Here is a 285-nt window from a genome sequence, read left to right as displayed (position 1 = left end):
AAAGTTACAATTCCAATGACCGACGGTCAAGTGCCAACGGATAAGATCGTGACCTTGACCCCAGCCGGCGGGAATCAGAGTACGGATATTCCCGTCCCAGCAAAGGCCACGACCACGGCCAAAGTGACAGGTGATAACGGCGGTTACAGCGTTACTGGTAAAGTAACCGGCGCCCCAGCAGGCACTGTTGTGACCTTAACTGATGAGAAAGGTACGCCAATTAAGGGCACCGACGGCAAGACCACTTATACTGGCACCACTGATGACGAAGGTAATTACACGATT

The 285-nt window shown here is 52.3% G+C and carries 1 protein-coding gene; it reads left to right on the top strand.

All coding sequences use genetic code 11. From position 1 onward, the window contains the following. Positions 1–285, top strand: a 285-nt coding sequence (locus FD04_RS12570; protein WP_202813162.1) for a hypothetical protein, incomplete at both ends; no start/stop codon positions are given.

Origin of the sequence: Secundilactobacillus odoratitofui DSM 19909 = JCM 15043, from assembly GCF_001434895.1 — a bacterium.
Lineage (GTDB): Bacteria > Bacillota > Bacilli > Lactobacillales > Lactobacillaceae > Secundilactobacillus > Secundilactobacillus odoratitofui.
This window is presented reverse-complemented; position numbering and strand designations above follow the sequence as displayed.